This is a genomic window from Ochrobactrum sp. BTU2 (assembly GCF_024539785.1).
GTDB lineage: Bacteria > Pseudomonadota > Alphaproteobacteria > Rhizobiales > Rhizobiaceae > Brucella > Brucella anthropi.
The window spans coordinates 30,330-46,146 of record NZ_JAHWRG010000003.1; the positions used below are offsets into that span (position 1 = coordinate 30,330).

The following is a 15,817-nucleotide window of genomic DNA, read 5'->3' on the forward strand; positions in this document are numbered from 1 at the left end:
ATGCAGATTAAGGATCGGGTATTTCTGATTACTGGCGCAAGCTCTGGCCTCGGTGCAGCAGTTGCGAAAATGGCCGTCGATGCCGGTGGCAAAGTCATGCTTCTCGATGTGAATGCGGAAGCTGGCGAAGCGCAGGCCAAGACGCTTGGTTCGGCGGCGAACTTTCATCGCACCGACGTCACCAGCGATGCGGATGGCAAGGCTGCCATCGCGGCTGCGCTTGAGGCGTTCGGGCACGTCGATATACTCATCAATTGTGCGGGTGTGGCACCGGGCGAAAAAGTTCTCGGTCGCGACGGCGCACATAAGCTGGAAAGCTTCACGCGCGCAATTTCGATCAATCTGATTGGCACATTCAACATGCTGCGCCTTGCTGCCGAAGCCATGGCAAAGAACGAGCCCGGTGAAGGCGGAGAACGTGGCGTCATCATCAACACGGCGTCGGTTGCAGCCTTTGACGGCCAGATTGGGCAAGCTGCTTATTCCGCTTCCAAGGGCGGCGTTGCTGCCATGACCTTGCCTGTGGCGCGCGAGCTTGCGCGACATGGCATCCGCGTCATGACCATTGCGCCCGGAGTTTTCGCCACGCCGATGATGGCAGGCATGCCGCAGGAAGTGCAGGATGCCCTCGGCGCTTCCGTGCCTTTCCCGCCTCGCCTCGGTCGCCCGGACGAATATGCGGCTCTTGCCCGCCACATCGTGGAAAACCAGATGCTCAACGGTGAAGTCATCCGTCTGGATGGCGCACTTCGCATGGCAGCAAAGTAACGAGGAACAATCATGTCCAACAGCGATCCTATTGTCATTGTCGGTGCTTCCCGTACTCCCATGGGCGGCTTTCAGGGCGATTTTGCCAACGCCCAGGCGACCGATCTTGGTGCCGCCGCCATTCGCGGCGCACTTGCGGGCGCGGGTCTTGCACCGGAAGCGGTCGAAGATGTCTATATGGGCTGTGTTCTGCCTGCCGGTCAGGGGCAGGCTCCGGCACGTCAGGCCTCAATCAAAGCCGAATTGCCGGTTTCAACCGGCGCGACGACGGTCAACAAGATGTGCGGCTCAGGCATGAAGGCAACCATGCTGGCGCACGATCTGCTGCTGGCAGGTTCTGCCGATGTCATCGTGTCCGGCGGCATGGAGAGCATGACGAACTCCCCCTATCTGCTGCCAAAGGCACGTGGTGGGTATCGTATGGGACACGGCCAGATTATCGACCATATGTTCCTCGATGGGCTTGAAGATGCCTATGACAAAGGTCGTCTGATGGGCACCTTTGCCGAAGACTGCGCGGAAGCCTACCAGTTTACTCGCGAAGCTCAGGATGAGTTCGCCATTGCCTCTCTGACACGTGCGCAGAATGCTATCACGAACGGCCTTTTCGCTGCCGAAATTACCCCCGTTTCAGTGAAAGCTGGACGTAACGAAGTTGAAATTTCCATTGATGAGCAGCCCGGCAAGGCGAAACTGGACAAAATTCCCACCCTTCGCCCGGCATTTCGTGATGGCGGCACCGTGACGGCTGCCAATTCCTCCTCGATTTCGGACGGGGCGGCAGCCCTTGTTCTCATGCGTGCTTCCGAAGCGGAAAAGCGCGGCCTCACCCCACGTGCGGTTCTGGTCGGCCATGCGACCCATGCCGACAAGCCGAATCTCTACCCGACCGCCCCGATCGGCGCCATAAACAAGCTTTCAGCGAAAATCGGCTGGAACCTGAAAGATGTCGATCTCTTTGAGATCAATGAAGCTTTTGCGGTCGTAACCATGGCGGCCATGCGTGATCTTGATCTACCGCACGACAAAGTCAACATTCATGGTGGCGCCTGCGCCCTTGGCCACCCCATCGGCGCGTCAGGGGCGCGCATACTTGTCACCCTGCTTTCAGCCCTCGAAACCCATGGTCTGAAGCGCGGTGTTGCTGGCATATGTCTGGGCGGCGGCGAAGCGACTGCGGTTGGTATCGAGAGGATCGTCTGATGCTCTTGAGCGATACGCAGGAGCAGATTCGCGACGCCGCCCGGCAGTTCGCGCAGGAACGGCTCGCGCCGGGCGCCGCCGCACGTGACAGGGAGCACGCTTTTCCACGCGCCGAGCTCGCGGAAATGGGCGAGCTTGGTTTTCTCGGAATGCTGGTGCCGGAAGAATGGGGTGGTTCCAATCTCGGTACGGTTGCCTACGCTCTGGCGCTGGAAGAGATTGCTGCTGGCGATGGGGCATGTTCGACCATCGTTTCAGTCCACTCATCCGTCGGCTGCGTTCCGATCCTGCGCTTCGGCACCGAAGAACAGAAAAAACGTTTTTTGCCCAAGATGGCTTCAGGCGAATGGATTGGCGGGTTCGCGTTGACCGAACCACAGGCCGGCTCGGATGCGTCTGCGCTCAAAACCCGTGCACGCCGCGACGGCGATCATTATGTGATCGATGGCTCCAAGCAGTTCATCACATCAGGCAAGAACGGCAGCGTGGTGATCGTGTTTGCCGTTACCGATCCATCGGCAGGCAAGAAAGGCATTTCGGCTTTCATCGTGCCGACCGATACTCCGGGCTACGAGGTTGTTTCCGTCGAGCACAAGCTCGGCCAGCATTCGTCGGATACCTGTGCGCTCGCTTTCACCAACATGCGCATCCCAGTAGAGAACCGACTGGGCGATGAGGGCCAGGGCTACAAAATCGCGCTTGCCAATCTGGAAGGCGGACGCATCGGCATTGCGGCGCAATCAGTCGGTATGGCTCGCGCAGCGTTCGAAGCTGCATGTGCTTACGCCAAAGAGCGCATTACATTCGGCAAGCCCATTATCGAACATCAGGCTGTCTCTTTCAGGCTCGCCGACATGGCAACGAAGATTGAGACAGCCCGTCAGATGGTTCTCCATGCAGCTGCGCTGCGCGAGGCGGGCAAACCTTGCTTGACCGAAGCATCAATGGCCAAACTCGTCGCCTCCAAAATGGCCGAACAGGTCTGCTCCGCCGCGATTCAGATTCATGGCGGCTACGGTTACCTTGCTGATTATCCGGTTGAGCGCATTTATCGCGATGTTCGCGTGTGCCAGATTTACGAAGGCACCAGCGACGTACAGCGTCTCGTTATAGCGCGAGGATTGTGACGGTCACCTGCGATAGTGTTTGCAAGTCACGGTGAAAATCGGCCAAAAGATCGCGTGCGGATACGAGGTCTATCCGCATGCAGAATGTGAGGTCCGATGACTGTTCGCCCGATTGTAAGCTATCCGGATAAACGACTGCGCGCTGTTGCCGAGCCAGTCACCCAATTCGACAGCGATTTGCAGGAACTAGGCACCGATCTTCTCGATACAATGCGCGCAGCACCGGGCATCGGTATCACCGCGCCACATGTCGGCATATCGAAACGTTTGGTGGTTTTAGAACTACCTACCGAGCTAACCCCGAAATTCTATGTGAATCCGGAAATAGTCTGGGCTTCGGACGAAAAAATCCATCATCAGGAAGGTAGCGTTTCGATGCCGGGCGTAGTCGACGACGTCGAGCGCCACGCCCGCATCAAAATTCGCTATCAAGACCTGAGTGGCACCGAGCAAACCGAGGAATCGGAAGGCTTGCTCGCAGTTTGCCATCAGCACGAAATAGACCAGCTCGATGGTATTTTCTGGATTCAGCGCCTTTCGCGATTGCGTCGAGACCGCCTCATCAAACGTTTTGAGAAATCACAGCGCCAGAGATAGTTGGCGCTGCGAAATACACTCAATAGAGCAAACGGGCCCGGATTGTGCCGGGAATTTCGCGAATGGCTTGCAAAACCGTTTCGCTGGCCTCACCGACGCCGTCTGCTTCCATCACAAGATAACCCACTTCGCCATCGGTTTGCAGAAACTGACTGGCGATGTTGATGTTATGCGTCGAGAAAACATTCACGAGGCTGTTGAGGATGCCCGGGCGGTTTTCATGCACGTGCATGAAGCGCGTACCCGTGGGACGCGGCGGCAGTTGGACTTGCGGGAAGTTGACAGCGCCCAGCGTGGAACCGACATCGGAATATTCGACCAGTTTTCTGGTGACTTCCAAACCGATACGTTCCTGCGCTTCTTCTGTCGATCCGCCGATGTGCGGTGTGAGAATGACGTTCTCCAGCCCCTGAATCGGGGAGACAAACCTGTCGTTGTTGGAGGCTGGTTCAACCGGGAACACGTCAATGGCAGCGCCTGCAAGGTGACCTTCCTGCAGAACCTTCGCCAGAGCCTCCAGATCGACAACCGTACCGCGCGCATTGTTGATGAGAAAGGCTCCCTTCTTCATCTTGCGCAGTTTCGCTTCGGTAATCAGCTTCGAAGTCGACTTGTTGGACGGCACGTGCAGGCTGACGACATCCGAAATCTTCAGCAGCTCATCGAGGCTCGCAGCCGGTTTGACATTGCCATATTGCAGCTTGTCGGAAGTATCGAAGTAGCGCACAGTCATGCCGAGGCTTTCGGCCAGATTGCCGACCTGCGAACCGATATTGCCATAACCGATAATACCAAGCGTCTTGCCGCGCACTTCGCGGCTGCCGTTTGCCGTTTTGTCCCAACCGCCTGCATGTGCGGAGACGGAGCGTGGGAAAATCCGGCGCATCAGCATGATGATTTCGCCAATCACCAGTTCTGCGACCGAACGGGTATTCGAAAATGGTGCATTGAAGACCGGAATGCCGCGCTTGCGTGCAGCTTTCAGCTCAACCTGATTAGTCCCAACCGAGAAGCAACCGACTGCGATCAGGCGGTTAGCCGCAGCAAAAATCTCTTCAGTCAGCTGCGTCCGCGAACGAATTCCGACGATATGTGCAGACGAAATCGCTTCAATCAGATCGGCTTTATCCAGCGCCTTCGGCAGATGCGTGACATTGGTGTAACCGGAGGCTTTGAAGTAATCGACGGCCGTTTGATTGATGCCCTCCAGTAGAAGAACATTGATGCGGTCGCGTGCGAGAGAGAGACGTTCAGTCATTTTGGGGATTTCCAGGCTGTAACAGCAGATAGTCGGTTTACGACATGAATGAACGCACAGCCGTCGTCAACAGGATGGACTGAAAGATTTTACCCCGATTGCAGATTCATGAAGAAAGTGAACGGAGCAGTGTCTTTTCAGAAACCTGAGCGGGCCTATCTGAATATCATGGCACATTACGAAAGCTTGCATTTGACTCATCTGCCAGCCGAGCCAAAGATGTCCTTAATGATAGCAACCAGAGGAATGCTCCCGATGAGTGAAACGATCACCCTTGATACGCATGAAGCCATTCGGGACTGGGTGGCCGCTCGCAATGGAAACCCGGCTTTTGTCAGCACTTCCATAGACCCCGATGCAGTGCCCGTTTTGCGAATTGTTTTCGAACCGGAATTCGTCGCCGATGTCGAACGACCCTTGGATGCTGGCGGTCTTGAGGTCGTGGAATGGGAAGACTGGTTTCGCGTGTTCGATCAGGAAAAACTGGTCATGCTGGTAGCCCACTCAAAGCCGGGAAAACTTGATAATTTCTACCAGATCCTCCCGTCCTGATTGCTATTTAGACAATCATTTAATGCCTGTCAGGTGGGCCGGCTTCGAACCAGCCCGCCTGATTGACAATTCAGCTTTTCAGTTTCTTGCCGACGATTTCTGCGACCAGAGCCAGTGAAATGGCGCCCGCGTCGGGATGGCCAATGCTCTTTTCTGCCAACGGTCTTGCCCGACCGAGTTTCGGAGTAAGTGGAGCTGTCGCTTCCGCAGCCACCTTGGCGACTTCAGCGGCTTGTTTCCATGCATCAGCAAGTGGTTTGCCCGATGCAAATGCGTTTTCGAGCGTTTCCACGAAAGGCACAAACGCATCCACCAATGTCTTGTCGCCGGGTTTCGCGCGGCCGAGGGTTGTTACGGCATCAAGCGCGCGCCTGCCACCGCGAACGACTGCACCATCATCAATGTTGCCATTATCGGAGAGCTCCGCACTCCACGAGCGCAACAGAAGTCCCCACAGTGCTCCGGATGTTCCTCCCGCCCGATCTGCCCAGGCATCGCCTGCAACAGCCAATACGCTTGCGGTCCCGGCCCCAGCCTTGACGGCCTGATCAGCTGAATCTTTTGCAGCTGCAGAGCCGCGTCGCATGCCCTGACCGTGATCACCGTCGCCGGCGAAGGCATCGATGCGGCCCAGTTCTTCTTCAGCCTCGACCAACACGTCTGCGACGGCGTGCAAAATTCCCTGAATGCAAACGCCACCAGCACGCCCGGCTTCATCCGCCTTAGCGAAATCGGGGGCTGCATCCTCGTTGGCAATGACATTGTTTGCAGGCTCGACTGCAATCGCTTCGCCGCGACGTAGAACCGGAGTATCGCAAGCTGCTGTCCAGTAGCGCTCGAGTTCGTCATCGAGCCAAAGAAGGGTCAGTGAACAACCTTGCATATCTAGGCTGGTGACAAATTCACCCGCTTCCGGAGCGACAACGTCAAGACCAGCTTTTTCCAGCAGCGACGCGATCGCCGTCCACAGGACAAACAGTTCTTCGTATTTGGTCGCACCGAGGCCATTCAGGATAACGCCAACTTTTTGCGTTCCTTTTGGACGTTCCGCAAGAAGTTTCTCCACCAGCAGGCTTGCCAGACCGGAGGCAGGCAGGATCGCCTCCTCCTTGATCCCCGGTTCGCCGTGAATGCCGAGACCAAGCGCCATCTGGCCTTCCGGTACGGTAAAGAGCGGGTGCGACGCGCCCGGCAAGGTGCAGCCTTTGAAGGCAACGCCGAAGGAGACAGTGTTCGCGTTCGCGTGGCGTGACAGCCGTTCGACTTCGTCCAGTGACAGACCGGCTTCGGCAGCCGCACCCGCAATCTTGAACACAACCAGATCGCCAGCAATGCCGCGTCGCTTTTCATGCATATCCGCCGGAGCGCTAGCCACATCGTCGGTTACGGGTACGATGCGGACATCAATACCTTCGGCACGCAGACGTTCGGCGGCAACACCGAAATTAAGAACGTCTCCGGCGTAATTGCCAAATCCCAGCAGAATACCGCCGCCCTTGTGCGCCTGTCGGCAAACGCGCGCCACTGCCGCAGTGGAAGGCGAAGCAAATACGTCACCAGCAACTGCTGCATCCGCGAAGCCCGGCCCGACGTAACCAGCAAATGCCGGGTAATGACCCGAGCCACCTCCGACAACCACAGCAACTTTGCCTTGAGGCACCTTTGTGGAACGAACAACGCCGCCACGCACGTGGCGAACATAGCGGTTATAGATATTGGCAAACCCGGCAAGAGCGGTCGAGGCAAACTCCTCCGGCGCGTCGAAAATCGTCGTCATTGAAACAGTCCTTGGTCTGGGTCATTAGCCGCGTGGCAGGATGCGGCGCAGGTAGTCACGATTTGTAGCCGAAACGGAGAGCCCGTCGCCACCATAATGTTCGCATAAGAAGGGGCTGGCAAAACCGTGATCCAGCGCCATCCTGATAGCCGTACGATAGTTGATGATCCCGCTTTCAAGGGGAGCTGGATGCGTGACGGTCACACCGGATGCTGGGTCTTCCGTACGGGTGTAATTCTTGACGTGCCAGAACTTTGCGTAAGGCGCTACCTTCTCCATCATCTTCTGCCAATGTTCGACCGGACGGTGCAGACGGATGAGATTACCTAGATCGGCATTGATCCCGACATTGTCGAGCCCCACGTCCTCGACAAAACGGACCGAGCTGTCCGCAGTGCCGAGATAGGTATCCTCGTACATTTCAAGCGACAGCTCTATATCAAGCTCCTCCGCATGGCGGCCGAGTTCACGAATTCGCTCAACAGCCTTGTTCCACACAACCGGATCGTCCGGGTTCTTAGCACCATCGACCGTCCAGAACCACAATGCCTGTTTTTGAACGTCCGTCAGCGGTTCGAAAAGCCCGAAGGAAACGCAGCTCGCGCCAATTTCCTTAGCGGTGTCGATAACCCTGTGACCATAAGCCAGATATTCGTCGCCGTGTTGTGCGTCGATCACGCTGCGTCGCGACGTCGAAATTGCAGGAATAGTAAAGCCGAGCGATTTGACGACCGCCATAAATTCACTGAGACGGACGGATGACAAGTCAGCCAGTCGCAGCCAGCTGTCAGTTGGATCGAGTTCGGTAAACCCTGCATCCGCAACATCGGACAAAGTGCGAACCCAATCTTCTGCCGACTGATCCTGCACCGAACTGCCATCCGGCAGCATGTTGGGATACTGGATCATCGCTGCTGCAATTGGCCAGGTTTCGCGTGTCCATTTGGAAGTCGTCTGTTGCAACTTACATTCCTGTTCTTTTGCGTGATCCATCGACATCAGGCCACGTTGCCGTTACCGGAGGGAATTTCGGGTTTCCGGTTCCGCAGTTTGCCAATGCCCCAGAAGATGGCGGGTGAAACAAGCAGGAAGACGCCGAGCGTCATCAACGATGCAACCAGGCCATTCGACCAGAATATCGAAAGCTGACCGCTGGACATCATCATCGACTGGCGGAATGCATCTTCTGCCTTGTCTCCGAGAACCATGGCGAGAACCAACGGTGCCAGCGGATAGTCGAGTTTCTTGAAGATATAGCCCAGCACGCCAAATGCGATCACCAGCCAGACGTCGGTTATCGAGTTGGCGACCTGATAAGCGCCGGAGAAAATGACCGCAACAATGATCGGTCCGATGATCGAGAACGGCACGCGCAGAATAGATGCGTAGAGCGGCACGGTCGCAATGACCAGAATAACGGCGACGATATTACCGAGATACATGGATGCAATCAGGCCCCAAACAAAATCCGGGCGATCCGTGAACAATGTCGGGCCAGGAGTGAGACCCCAGATCATCAGGCCACCCATCATCACGGCAGCGGTAGCCGAACCCGGAACACCAAGTGCCAGCATGGGGAGAAGCGCAGATGTACCGGCAGAATGGTCAGCGGTTTCCGGAGCCACGATACCGCGCGGGTCTCCCTTGCCGAACTTCGATTTATCGCGGGCGGAACGACGAGCCACGCCATAGCTCATAAAGGATGCAGCCGTTGGCCCGGCGGGCGTTATGCCCATCCAGATACCGATCAGCGTTGAGCGTGCAAGCGTGAACCAGTAGCGTGGCATTTCAAGAAGCGTGCGCCCGATCTCACCGAGGCGCACCCGTGCCTTGATGCCATCAAAGCGCAGCCCCTCCTCCGTCGTCAGCAACAGTTCGCCGATCCCGAACAGGCCCATCACTGCAATCAGGAAGGAGATACCCTTGATGAGTTCCGGTATTTCGAATGTCAGGCGCAAATTGCCGGAGATCGTGTCCATGCCTACCGAAGCAAAGGCAAAACCGATCATCATGGAAACGAGCGTCTTGAAGGGCGATTGAGCGCCCATGGATATGAAGCTGGCAAAAGCCAGAAAATAAACAGCGAAATACTCTGGCGATGAAAATCGCAGGGCGAAATTGGCAACCCAACTAGAGAGCAGTGTAATCATCACCACACCAGCCAGCGCGCCGATGCCAGCCGAAACGAATGCCAGAGTCAGGGCGCGGCTCGCATGTCCGGCCTTCGCCATCGGATATCCATCGAAAGTGGTGGCAACGGACGAAGGCTCGCCCGGAATATTGAAAAGAATGGACGTGGTTGATCCACCGAACAATGCCCCCCAATACATACAGGACAACAGAATGATCGCGGAGATGGGGTCCATTGTAAAAGTCAGTGGCAAAAGCAGGGAAACACCATTGGGCGCACCCAATCCAGGCAGGACACCAACCAGAATTCCAAGCGTCACACCCAGCATCATCAGCAAAACATGATTGAAACTGAGTATGTGGGCAAAGCCATCCATCAGGAGACTGAAGTTTTCCATGTCTTTCCTCCCAAGACATCGGACTTTCCGGTATCAATAAATGCCGAAGAAAGCCTCCACCGGACCTTTAAGGAGCGGAACCTTGAAGCCGATTTCAAAAATGACGAAAAAGAAGAGGGAAACGGCAATACCCGCTGGCAATGAAGCCCTCCACTTGTAGCGCCCCTGAAACATCATCGCTGCAGCGATATAGAGCGCGGTACCGACATATAGTCCGAGAACCGTCGATATGGCAGCGAAGGCAACCAGCGGCAAGGCGAAACCGAGAACAGGTTTCAACCGACAGAGTTCAACGAATACTTCTCCACTACCACGATGTTTTACAAATGCCAGAACGAGATTGACCGCGCTTCCGAACATGATCAGTAGCCCGATGTAGAACGGAAAATAACCTGCATCCGGCCCCATTTCCGTCCAGCCTATACCAGCCTGTAGTGAGCCATAACAGACCACCGCTCCCAACCCACCCGTCAAAAGAGCTACGCTCGCCTCGACGATGAAGCGGGAAATTCCGGCCTCGCCTTTGTCATTCATTGGATAAGCTCCTTCAATGAATGGTGCAGACGCCGGCGGCGTCTGCACAAATGCACGAAACGTCAGTTGGCAAGCCAGCCTTCACGCTTCAGCACGGCCGTTACCGCTGTTTCATCGTTCTTGATAAAGGATGAGAGTTCATTACCGCTCATATAGGCGGCAGATTGCGAACTATCGGCAAGATACTTCGCCCATTCAGGTGTTTCGGCAACCTTCTTGAGTACGCCTGCATAGTAATCAACGACGTCCTGATCAACGCCCGCAGGAAGCCATACAGTACGCGGCATGGCGTAATTTTCGATTGTAATCCCCGCTTCCTTGCAGGTTGGGATGTCGCTCCACCCCATATCGCCAGCAATCTTGCCGTCACCTTTGAGCTTTTCGCCCTTGAAGACGCAAAGCGGCTTCACCATGCCTGCCTGCCATTGGCCAAGATTCTCGCTGGGATTGTTGACGTTGGCAGCAATGTGCTCGCCCGCGAGCTGGACGGCAGCTTCGCCACCGCTTTTGAACGGGATGTAGCCGAGTTTCGAGCCCGTGGCATCGTTGATCATGGATGTCAAAATCTGGTCAACGTCCTTGGACTGGCTGCCGCCAACCTTCAGGCCCGCATCATCTTTCGCCTTGGCGATGAACTCTGCGGCTGTCTTGAATTCAGACTTTCCGTTGACCCAAAGAATGAATTCATCCGAAGCCAGTGCCGAAACTGGGACCAGATCTGCCGATTTATAAGGAACCTTTGCGCGCACCGGCAAAAGATAGGCGTTGTTCGTGCCGAAAGCGAGCTTGTATGGATCGCCCTTATAGCCGGCAGTGTAGACAAAACCTTCTGCTCCGCCCGCGCTGCCCTTGTTTGTGACGACGATTGGCGCACTCATCAGGTCATACTTGCCGATGATCGACTGGATCGTACGCGCGAAAATATCCGTGCCGCCGCCCGGTCCTGCAGTCACGACAAACTCCACCGGCCGTGTCGGCTCGAATGCCAGAGCGGATGATGCGATTATTGCCACTCCTGCTGCCAGGCAGGCAATGTGCAAAGACTTCTTCATGGTCTATCCTCCCAGTTAAGCGGCATGGGCCTCCCCCCATGCCGATAGTGTCAAAATGACGAAAATCAGGCAGCGTCTGAAAGTGCTGCTGCTCTTTTCGCCATTCGTGCCGCGAGCAGGATCGCTTCGCGCGTGGCTCCCACGTCGGCGATGCCCTTTCCAGCAATATCGTAGGCTGTTCCATGGGCCGGCGTGCAAAGCGGGAATGGCAATCCGCCCATCATTGTCACACCTTTGTCGAAGCCCATCAGCTTCATCGCGATCTGACCCTGATCGTGATACATGGTCAGCACCGCCTGAAAATCATCTTTCAGCGCACGCAGGAACACTGTGTCAGCCGGGAACGGGCCATCGACGTCGAAACCCTTGGCCTTCGCTGCCCTTACTGCAGGCTCGATAATGTCGATTTCTTCCATGCCAAAGCTGCCACCATCACCGGCATGTGGGTTGAGCCCGGCCACTGCAATCTTCGGATTGTCGTATCCCGCTTTCTTCAGGCACACCCAAGCCAGTTCCAGCTCGGCGAGAATTCCTTCAACAGTCAGGGTCGAGGCTACATCCTTGAGCGGAATATGCGACGTCACGCGCGCGTTCCAGACTTTCTCCAGAACGTTGAACTCACGCACCTTGCCTGTGAAGCTCAGCACATCGGCAACAAAGCGGATTTCGTCGTCGTAACCCGGATAGGCAAACCGCATCGCCTGCTTGTTGAACGGCGTAAAACAAACAGCCTGCGCATGTCCAGCATCGGCAAATTTCAGTGCGGTACGAAAGTTCTGGGTTGCGAAAGTTCCGCCAACCAGCGTGGCTTCGCTACGCACAACATCCTTCGGATCGAGATTCTTCAAGTCAACGAAGACGTGTTTGCCGACCGGCATGTTAGGCGCATTTTCGAGGTTGGCATCCTGCAAATCAAGCTTAACACCTGCGATATACGCACCTTCGTCCAGAATGCGGCGATCACCGAAGACGATGATATGCGCTTCTTTTCTGACATCCGGCAAAGCGAGCAGACGGGCTGTCAGCTCTGGACTGACACCAGCTGGATCCCCCATTGCAAGCGCGATCACGCTCGGTTCAGCGCCAGTAACGGACATTAGCATCCTCCTCGTCTGCATTCTGTATGCAGCATTCATAAGATGGTCTTCCGTACGGCGCAAGCATTTTGTATTCTGTATGCAGCATTTTATGTTGACGGTTGAAAGCGGGCCAGCCATCTTCGCCTCAATTGGTGCGATGAGGATTCGAAACCACTCTTTGAGAAAAAGGCCGATGGACGAAATTCAGAAAACCGGGCAAGCCGACAACGGCTCACAAGCGTTCCGCCGCACGGCCTTGCACGATATGCTCGTCAACCATCTGCGCGACATGATTATCGAAGGGCAGCTGGAACCCGGCACGCGCCTGCATGAAGGCCAGCTCGGAGAACAACTCGGTGTGTCCCGGACACCGTTGCGTGAGGCGATCAAATATCTGGCCAGCGAGGGACTCGTCGAGCTTGTTCCAAGCCGCGGCGCTATTGTGAAACGGTTCAGTGCAGCTGATGTCAGGGACATGCTCACCGTCCTGCGTACTCTGGAAGAACTTGCTGGGAAACTCGCCTGCGAGCTTGCGACCGACAAGGAAATCGCCGAGGTTCGTTCGCTGCACGATGAAATGATCGAACGCTACAAGCATGCTGACCGACTGCAATATTACAAACTGAACCAGCAGATTCATCTTGCCATCGTTCATCTTGCCAAGAACCCCACGCTGGCTGACATTCACCAGATGCTGCAGACGAGATTGAAGCGGATCCGTTTCGTCGGCCACGAAGGCGCCGAGAAATGGGCGGCGGCTGTATCTGAGCACCAAGAAATGATCGAGGCGCTGGAAGCCCGCGACGCAACCCGACTGTCTGAAGTATTGGGACGCCATTTGACCAAGGCATGGGAGCGCGTACGCGACTCGATGTAAAGGCAATCAGGTGGGTAGTTCTATCTGTTTATCACTATCAGTCAGATTATCGTTTGATCGAAAACATCGGATGGGTTCTAACTCAATGGAGCCGGATCGCGTTATAAATCAGGGCGGGATCATTTTCGCTTATCCGATGCATTGGTACAGACTATGGAACTAAAATGGCTGGAAGATTTCGTCAGCCTCGCGGAACACAGGAGCTACTCCCGTGCTGCAGGTGACCGCAATATCACGCAGTCCGCTCTCAGTAAGCGCATCAAGCAACTGGAAGACTGGGTTGGTCTGCCACTAATCGATCGCTCATCCAACCCGATATGCCTGACAAAGGCAGGAGAATGCTTTCTTCCGCGGGCACAAGATGCTCTCGAAATGCTGCTCAGTGCTCGCAAGAGTGTCAGCGACGGCTACAGCGCAACGTGGGAAATCATTTCTTTCGCAACACTCAACACGCTGTCGCTCACATTCTTCCCGCATTGGATGGCACAGATTGAAGCTTCTGGGGCTTCATTCCGCGCCCGTTTTGCCGATCCGCATTCATCGTTCGTCGGTAATATCTCCACACTCGTCAGCGGGCATTGCGACTTCTTCCTGACTTATGCGCATCCGGCTGTTCCGCAGATGGACGATCTTGGCGGTTATCCGTTTTTGGCACTGGGCACCGAGAGGGTCATCCCTGTATCCGCTCCTGCGCCGAATGGACAGGCCCTGCATAGCCTGAAGGAAAAGTCGCTACCGATCGACTTCCTCAGCTATCGTGGCAACTCGTTCTTTTCTCTCGCTCTGCCCTGGCTGTTTGAGAAACATGGTTTCGAATTGAACACGGTTTACGAAAACGGAATGTCTGTTGCGCTCAAGGCAATGGCGGTCTCCGGACACGGTGTTGCATGGATACCGGAAAGCCTTGTCGACGATGAATTGAAGCGCGGCGTGCTGGTCCGCGCCAGTGAAACAAACACCGATCTGTTGATCGAAATCCGTGTTTACCGAACACCCCAATTCAGGAACAAACAGGCGGAACTCTTCTGGCGCCGCGCCTCACAACTGGTTTCCCAGAAAAGTGGCCACAACGCCGGAAGTCTTGCGCCGAGTTAAAACATCAAGGCCGCGTGAAAAGTGCCGCAACAGCTTTCAGGTTCTCTGCATCGTCAAGACCGCGCAAATCCAAATAGATCTTATCTGCGACCGGAATCGCCGCACAACAATCCAGAAATTTCCGCGTCCGATCATCGGCATTGAAAGGTTGCTGCAGAGTACCAACAGCGAAGCTGCGCGACGCCTGCAAAACACGTCCGTTTTTCAGTGTAACGGTTGCGACATGCGGCAGCTTTTCCGCTGATACCCGTTCTTCCTCTATCGAATAACTTCGCATGGCGATAACATCGAGCAGTGGATCGTCCCGGAAAGCAACCACAGCCTCTGGGGTGAAATCTGCAAGTGTAAGATAGCCCTGCCGCAAGGCGCGTGCGACGCAATATTGCATTGAGAAGCGTGCCTGCATCTGGTCGGTCGGCTGCGTATATGCGAGATTGCGATAATTCGCGATCCCGACCAAAGAGTCTACAGCCACAACATCCTCGGCATCAAACCCGTGCTCTTCCTTAAGATCAAGCAATGAGTCGACGATCATATGGGTGGACCCACAGCAAGGGTGCCGTTTCGGCATGACACCGGCCGTTTCAATCACATGCGCCTTGTCGATGAGGATATCTTCGATATTCCAGCTGAGACGTGGGTCACCAGCGAATAGCTCACGAATACCTTGCTCCCCTTCCAGAATATCGGGCCGTGCCTCCATTCCAGCTTTTGCGAGCAATGCAGCCTCAACAGCATTGCGCGCGGCCATGCCCGCATGAAACGGCTTGATCAGCGTGCCGAACTGACCTTTCGTGCCGGATGCGAAACTGGCAGCGATAGTAATCGCCTGTGCGGTCGCCTGGATGTCGAGACCAAGCATTTGAGCCGTGGCGACAGCAGTGCCAATACTCCCCACCGTTGAGGTGCCATGCCAGCCAGCTGTGTAATGTGCCTGTCCCAGGCCGTTGCCTACCAGCGCCTGCGCCTGCAGTCCTGCCAGATAGGCGTCGATCAGACGCCCCCCTGCGGTTTCATCTAGATCGGCCAACGCCAGGATAGCAGGCACGATCACCGCCGAAGCATGGCTCATGCCGGGCAGAAAATTATCGTCGAAATCGAGCGCATGTGCTGCTGTACCATTGACCAGCGCAGCGAACATCGGGCTGCCTGTTCCTCCCGCAACCGACAAAGCAGTTCCACCAGCGCTGAATTCTGCAAAGGCTTTCACAACGCTTTGCGTGCTGACGTCGTCGCGGCCTGCCACCATACAGGCCAAGGTATCTAAAATGGCGTCACGCGCCAGTTCCCGCGCATTGGTGCTCAACACTGGCTTTGCGCATGCTGAAGCTATCGCGAGTGCGACCGTCATTTCCTCCCGCGGCATGATT

General features: G+C 55.7%; 15 protein-coding genes. 7 read left to right on the forward strand and 8 right to left on the reverse strand.

All coding sequences use genetic code 11. From position 1 onward, the window contains the following. The 4 genes from KWJ32_RS09215 (at nucleotide 1) to KWJ32_RS09230 (ending at nucleotide 3,695) form a co-directional block, all read left to right on the forward strand. Nucleotides 1–768 carry a 3-hydroxyacyl-CoA dehydrogenase gene (locus KWJ32_RS09215; RefSeq protein ID WP_012092551.1) on the forward strand — a complete coding sequence of 256 codons (768 nt, stop codon included), beginning with the start codon at nucleotides 1–3 and terminating at the stop codon, nucleotides 766–768. A gap of 12 nt (nucleotides 769–780) precedes the next feature. Further along, nucleotides 781–1,971, forward strand: a complete 1,191-nt coding sequence (locus KWJ32_RS09220; RefSeq protein ID WP_012092550.1) for an acetyl-CoA C-acyltransferase — start codon at nucleotides 781–783, stop codon at nucleotides 1,969–1,971. Then, the gene (locus tag KWJ32_RS09225; RefSeq protein WP_012092549.1) at nucleotides 1,971–3,098 is read left to right on the forward strand and encodes an acyl-CoA dehydrogenase family protein; all 1,128 of its coding nucleotides are present in this window, start codon (nucleotides 1,971–1,973) and stop codon (nucleotides 3,096–3,098) included. The genes KWJ32_RS09220 and KWJ32_RS09225 overlap by 1 nt, the downstream gene beginning before the upstream one ends. A gap of 96 nt (nucleotides 3,099–3,194) precedes the next feature. Then, the gene (locus KWJ32_RS09230; protein ID WP_012092548.1) at nucleotides 3,195–3,695 is read left to right on the forward strand and encodes a peptide deformylase; all 501 of its coding nucleotides are present in this window, start codon (nucleotides 3,195–3,197) and stop codon (nucleotides 3,693–3,695) included. Nucleotides 3,696–3,714: 19 nt separating this feature from the next. On the opposite strand, the gene serA is transcribed toward KWJ32_RS09230, so the two are convergent. Further along, a complete protein-coding gene (gene serA, locus KWJ32_RS09235) occupies nucleotides 3,715–4,953 on the reverse strand; it encodes a phosphoglycerate dehydrogenase (protein WP_012092547.1) in 1,239 nt (412 codons plus the stop codon). Between the two features lie 255 nt (nucleotides 4,954–5,208). On the opposite strand from serA, the gene KWJ32_RS09240 reads away from it, so the two are divergent. Beyond that, nucleotides 5,209–5,505: a hypothetical protein gene (locus KWJ32_RS09240; protein ID WP_010661735.1), complete on the forward strand. Its 297-nt coding sequence runs from the start codon at nucleotides 5,209–5,211 to the stop codon at nucleotides 5,503–5,505. 70 nt (nucleotides 5,506–5,575) lie between these two features. On the opposite strand, the gene KWJ32_RS09245 is transcribed toward KWJ32_RS09240, so the two are convergent. From KWJ32_RS09245 to KWJ32_RS09270, 6 genes are all read right to left on the reverse strand, one after another. Further along, nucleotides 5,576–7,282 (reverse strand): dihydroxyacetone kinase family protein, encoded by a 1,707-nt coding sequence (locus KWJ32_RS09245; protein ID WP_012092546.1) that lies wholly within the window; start codon nucleotides 7,280–7,282, stop codon nucleotides 5,576–5,578. A gap of 24 nt (nucleotides 7,283–7,306) precedes the next feature. After that, nucleotides 7,307–8,281 (reverse strand): sugar phosphate isomerase/epimerase family protein, encoded by a 975-nt coding sequence (locus tag KWJ32_RS09250; protein ID WP_012092545.1) that lies wholly within the window; start codon nucleotides 8,279–8,281, stop codon nucleotides 7,307–7,309. Further along, nucleotides 8,281–9,810, reverse strand: coding sequence for a tripartite tricarboxylate transporter permease (locus tag KWJ32_RS09255; RefSeq protein WP_012092544.1), 1,530 nt, complete (start codon nucleotides 9,808–9,810; stop codon nucleotides 8,281–8,283). Before KWJ32_RS09255 ends, KWJ32_RS09250 begins: the two co-directional genes overlap by 1 nt. A gap of 33 nt (nucleotides 9,811–9,843) precedes the next feature. Continuing rightward, nucleotides 9,844–10,344 (reverse strand): tripartite tricarboxylate transporter TctB family protein, encoded by a 501-nt coding sequence (locus KWJ32_RS09260; RefSeq protein WP_151610526.1) that lies wholly within the window; start codon nucleotides 10,342–10,344, stop codon nucleotides 9,844–9,846. A gap of 62 nt (nucleotides 10,345–10,406) precedes the next feature. Beyond that, the gene (locus KWJ32_RS09265) at nucleotides 10,407–11,396 is read right to left on the reverse strand and encodes a tripartite tricarboxylate transporter substrate binding protein (protein WP_010661730.1); all 990 of its coding nucleotides are present in this window, start codon (nucleotides 11,394–11,396) and stop codon (nucleotides 10,407–10,409) included. A gap of 65 nt (nucleotides 11,397–11,461) precedes the next feature. After that, a complete protein-coding gene (locus KWJ32_RS09270; protein WP_040128423.1) occupies nucleotides 11,462–12,493 on the reverse strand; it encodes a 4-hydroxythreonine-4-phosphate dehydrogenase PdxA in 1,032 nt (343 codons plus the stop codon). Between the two features lie 175 nt (nucleotides 12,494–12,668). Here KWJ32_RS09270 and KWJ32_RS09275 point away from each other — a divergent pair, with 175 nt between their 5' ends. Together KWJ32_RS09275 and KWJ32_RS09280 are read left to right on the forward strand one after the other, a co-directional pair. Further along, the gene (locus KWJ32_RS09275) at nucleotides 12,669–13,352 is read left to right on the forward strand and encodes a GntR family transcriptional regulator (RefSeq protein WP_040128426.1); all 684 of its coding nucleotides are present in this window, start codon (nucleotides 12,669–12,671) and stop codon (nucleotides 13,350–13,352) included. Between the two features lie 153 nt (nucleotides 13,353–13,505). Further along, nucleotides 13,506–14,447: a LysR family transcriptional regulator gene (locus KWJ32_RS09280; RefSeq protein WP_151610525.1), complete on the forward strand. Its 942-nt coding sequence runs from the start codon at nucleotides 13,506–13,508 to the stop codon at nucleotides 14,445–14,447. A 4-nt stretch (nucleotides 14,448–14,451) separates the two neighbouring features. Here KWJ32_RS09280 and KWJ32_RS09285 read toward each other — a convergent pair whose 3' ends face one another. After that, on the reverse strand, nucleotides 14,452–15,813 hold the full coding sequence (locus KWJ32_RS09285) for an MmgE/PrpD family protein (protein ID WP_151610524.1): 1,362 nt from the start codon (nucleotides 15,811–15,813) through the stop codon (nucleotides 14,452–14,454). Nucleotides 15,814–15,817 lie beyond the last annotated feature (4 nt).

Excerpts from the sequence above, each read along its gene's own strand:
- serA (WP_012092547.1), bottom strand. The coding sequence starts at position 4,953 with ATGACTGAACGTCTCTCTCTCGCACGCGACCGCATCAATGTTCTTCTA.
- KWJ32_RS09275 (WP_040128426.1), top strand. The coding sequence starts at position 12,669 with ATGGACGAAATTCAGAAAACCGGGCAAGCCGACAACGGCTCACAAGCG.
- KWJ32_RS09285 (WP_151610524.1), bottom strand. The coding sequence starts at position 15,813 with ATGCCGCGGGAGGAAATGACGGTCGCACTCGCGATAGCTTCAGCATGC.
- KWJ32_RS09260 (WP_151610526.1), bottom strand. The coding sequence starts at position 10,344 with ATGAATGACAAAGGCGAGGCCGGAATTTCCCGCTTCATCGTCGAGGCG.
- KWJ32_RS09245 (WP_012092546.1), bottom strand. The coding sequence starts at position 7,282 with ATGACGACGATTTTCGACGCGCCGGAGGAGTTTGCCTCGACCGCTCTT.
- KWJ32_RS09270 (WP_040128423.1), bottom strand. The coding sequence starts at position 12,493 with ATGTCCGTTACTGGCGCTGAACCGAGCGTGATCGCGCTTGCAATGGGG.
- KWJ32_RS09265 (WP_010661730.1), bottom strand. The coding sequence starts at position 11,396 with ATGAAGAAGTCTTTGCACATTGCCTGCCTGGCAGCAGGAGTGGCAATA.
- KWJ32_RS09255 (WP_012092544.1), bottom strand. The coding sequence starts at position 9,810 with ATGGAAAACTTCAGTCTCCTGATGGATGGCTTTGCCCACATACTCAGT.
- KWJ32_RS09280 (WP_151610525.1), top strand. The coding sequence starts at position 13,506 with ATGGAACTAAAATGGCTGGAAGATTTCGTCAGCCTCGCGGAACACAGG.
- KWJ32_RS09220 (WP_012092550.1), top strand. The coding sequence starts at position 781 with ATGTCCAACAGCGATCCTATTGTCATTGTCGGTGCTTCCCGTACTCCC.
- KWJ32_RS09230 (WP_012092548.1), top strand. The coding sequence starts at position 3,195 with ATGACTGTTCGCCCGATTGTAAGCTATCCGGATAAACGACTGCGCGCT.
- KWJ32_RS09250 (WP_012092545.1), bottom strand. The coding sequence starts at position 8,281 with ATGTCGATGGATCACGCAAAAGAACAGGAATGTAAGTTGCAACAGACG.
- KWJ32_RS09240 (WP_010661735.1), top strand. The coding sequence starts at position 5,209 with ATGAGTGAAACGATCACCCTTGATACGCATGAAGCCATTCGGGACTGG.
- KWJ32_RS09215 (WP_012092551.1), top strand. The coding sequence starts at position 1 with ATGCAGATTAAGGATCGGGTATTTCTGATTACTGGCGCAAGCTCTGGC.
- KWJ32_RS09225 (WP_012092549.1), top strand. The coding sequence starts at position 1,971 with ATGCTCTTGAGCGATACGCAGGAGCAGATTCGCGACGCCGCCCGGCAG.